This window comes from Streptomyces sp. NPDC006476, from assembly GCF_040612015.1.
GTDB lineage: Bacteria > Actinomycetota > Actinomycetes > Streptomycetales > Streptomycetaceae > Streptomyces > Streptomyces griseorubiginosus_B.
Window position 1 is genome coordinate 1 of sequence record NZ_JBEXPK010000236.1, and the last position, 2,796, is coordinate 2,796.

The following is a 2,796-nucleotide window of genomic DNA, read 5'->3' on the forward strand; positions in this document are numbered from 1 at the left end:
GGGTGATGCGGTCGACCAGACCCTCCTCGCGCAGCTTCGCCAGCCGCCGCCTGGTCTGCTCGATCCGCACCCCCGGCGCGATGACCAGATGCATCTGCTCGGTGGTGGCCATCCGGTACTGCGCCACCACCGCCAGCGCCAGCCGGTCCGCCCCGCCCGTATCCACGTTCACCATCGCCGTGCCCTTCGTACGGTGCGGCACCGTCCTTCCGGCGCCGCGCGTACGACTCAGGCCAGCGGTCTGCCCCGACCAAGATCCCGACCATGAGGGCCCGACCAGCGTCACGAAGCGATAACCCCGCCCCCGACCACGCCCGCATCCCCTCCGAATGCCCCTCCGGTATCCCCGCCCACAACCGACTACGCCTCTTCGGCAGGTGACGACGTATCCGCTGCTCACCATGCCCCGGTGTGATCGGCAGGCCGACATCCCCCTCTGCGCACCTCCGGGCCCCTCCCAGACAAGAAGAAAGAAGGGAAGGGCGGGCGGGACGGCCGGTGCGCCTCGGGGGATCGGGGCGCGGCTGCTCCCGTTGCGCGTCGGCGGGGCCTCCGCGCTCGAGCGCCGGGCGAGCCGGCGCAACGGAGAACGGACGGCGGGAAGCAGCCGAGCTACCGCGCACCACCCCGCAGCCCTGTCACCGATCACACCGCACGGCGCATCCCTCTCCACACGACGCCGGACGCCGACGTCGGAACCCACTTGCCGCTGGGCGAGCGCGCTACCGGTGTGCTCCATCGCGGCCAGCATTGCGACGGCCGCTTGGTCCGCATGGCGAAGGAGCCGGTGTACCGGCGCACGGTGCAGACCACGCTGAAGGCGTCCTACACCAACCACTACCGCAGATGTCTGGTCGAGCTGCTGGAGGTACTGGAGTTCCGGTCGAACAACGTCACGCACCGCCCGGTGATCGAGGCACTTGAGCTGGTGCGGCGGTGCGCGAAGGCCGGGAATACCACCTACTACCCGCTGGGCGAGGTACCGCCAGAACACCGGGGAACGCGCGGGCAGTGGGCGGAGCTGGTGCACCGGGCCGACAAGCGCGGCCGGGCCCGGATCGTGCGCATGGTCTACGAGGTAGCCACGTTCCAGGCACTGCGCGAGCAGCTGCGCTGCAAGGAAGTCTGGGTGGTCGGCGCCGGACGGTGGCGCAACCCCGAAGAGGATCTGCCCCAGGATTTCGAGGCCCGCCGGGCGGAGCACTACGGCGAGCTGGGCAAGCCGCTGGATCCGGCGGTGTTCATTCGGTCGTTGCGCAAGGAGATGGCCGGGGCCATGGCCGAGCTGGACGAGGCGCTGCCGCGGCTGGACTGGGTGGAGATCGCCGATCGCAAGGCCGGGGCAATCAAGTTCACCGCGCCCGAGGCACAGGAGGAACCGCGCAATCTGCGCCGGATCAAGACGGAGATTGCGCGAACTGGCCCTGGCAGCACGCCTGGACACACCTGCTCGACACCGTCCACCGCCCGCCCGAAGCATCCTGACGCCCCCGACCACCCCGACCGCCAAGGCCCAACCGGAACCGCAATCGTGGAAGAGCTGGGCAGACCAGCGGATACCCCCTGCCCAGCCACGGCCACCGCTCCCCACCCGGCTCACAAGCCCCTCAGAAGATCACCCGCGAGCCACGTCGGTGGATCGAGGCTTAGCGGGAGCCAGTCCTGGAATGGTGGGGCCGGCAACCAGGGCAGCGGAAGTGACGGTCCGTCGTCGAATAGCTCGCATCACCCTGGCCGGCCTCTACTACGAACGCTTCGCCGACCACGCCGTCTCCATCGCCCGCCGCGTCGTCTACCTCGTCACAGGTGAAAGCGCCGACGTCTACCTCCCCGACACCCCTCTGACCCCCTGACCTGCCCGGGAGCACATTCCGATCCCGAGTCGGGTTGATCTTGCCGGATGAAGGCCATCGGCGCGTCCTTGCTCCCGCGGCCGCCGCAGCCGCACCGAGGCCCGCCTGCAGGAGGTGACCGCCGACCTGGACCGCGCCGCTGCCGAGGGGCGGCCCGCCCCGCCGCCATCGCCCTGGCCCAGCGCTACAACGTCAGCCTCCGCACTGCGGAGCGCCTGCTCACGACCGCCCGTCAGCTCCACCAGGCCGTGCCCCCGGTGGAGGGTGTCTGATCGCTGTTACGGCGCGGCCCACTGCCCAATGTCGCCTTCGCCGACGACGACCACCTCGAACGCACCCTCCGCCGAGGCTTATGCCATATCCAGCTCCGACCCGACCTGATCGATGGCTGCCTCGCCGGAACCGGACCCACCCTCATGCAGCACCCGGCAACAACCCGAAGAGATCAGTAGGCCGGTACGTGGCAGACAAACAACACTTTCCTGGACGTAACCGTCGGTGCATATGTGTCACCTGCCTCTACCAGTCTATTTGGCCTGTTGCAGAGGGTGGACTTCGGATGATCCACCCCGAAGTCGAACCACTCATCAGGGGGTCCCATGAGATCCAACCGTGCCGTGCTGTGCGCGGGGGTGAGCATGGCGGCGGCACTGCCCGTGATCGCTGGCGCTCTGGCGATCGGTATCGAGGCGCAGGCCGCGGACGTACCGGCCCGTGACACGCTGGCCGGGAGCAAGCCGGCGTGGGCGACTGCCAAGGCGGACAAGGGCGACGCCTCCAACGCCGACCGGGTCGCCCTCCGGGTGTACCTCGCGGGCCGGGATGCGAACGGCCTCGCGGCCTACGCGAAGGCCGTGTCCGACCCGAGCTCGCCGCAGTACGGCAAGTACCTGAGCGCCAAGAAGGCGCAGACCGCGTTCGGCGCGACCAAGGCCCAGGTGGC

General features: G+C 69.6%; 1 protein-coding gene and 2 pseudogenes. All 3 read left to right on the plus strand.

Annotated elements, in window-relative coordinates:
• Nucleotides 1–1,724: 1,724 nt before the first annotated feature.
• Nucleotides 1,725–1,853 (plus strand): annotated as a pseudogene (locus ABZZ74_RS53465) (phosphate transport system regulatory protein PhoU); the annotation flags it as partial.
• A 254-nt stretch (nt 1,854–2,107) separates the two neighbouring features.
• Nucleotides 2,108–2,305: pseudogene (locus ABZZ74_RS53470) on the plus strand (IS630 family transposase); the annotation flags it as partial.
• A 147-nt stretch (nt 2,306–2,452) separates the two neighbouring features.
• The coding region (locus ABZZ74_RS53475; protein WP_356951351.1) for a protease pro-enzyme activation domain-containing protein at nt 2,453–2,796 on the plus strand (344 nt) is incomplete at its 3' end.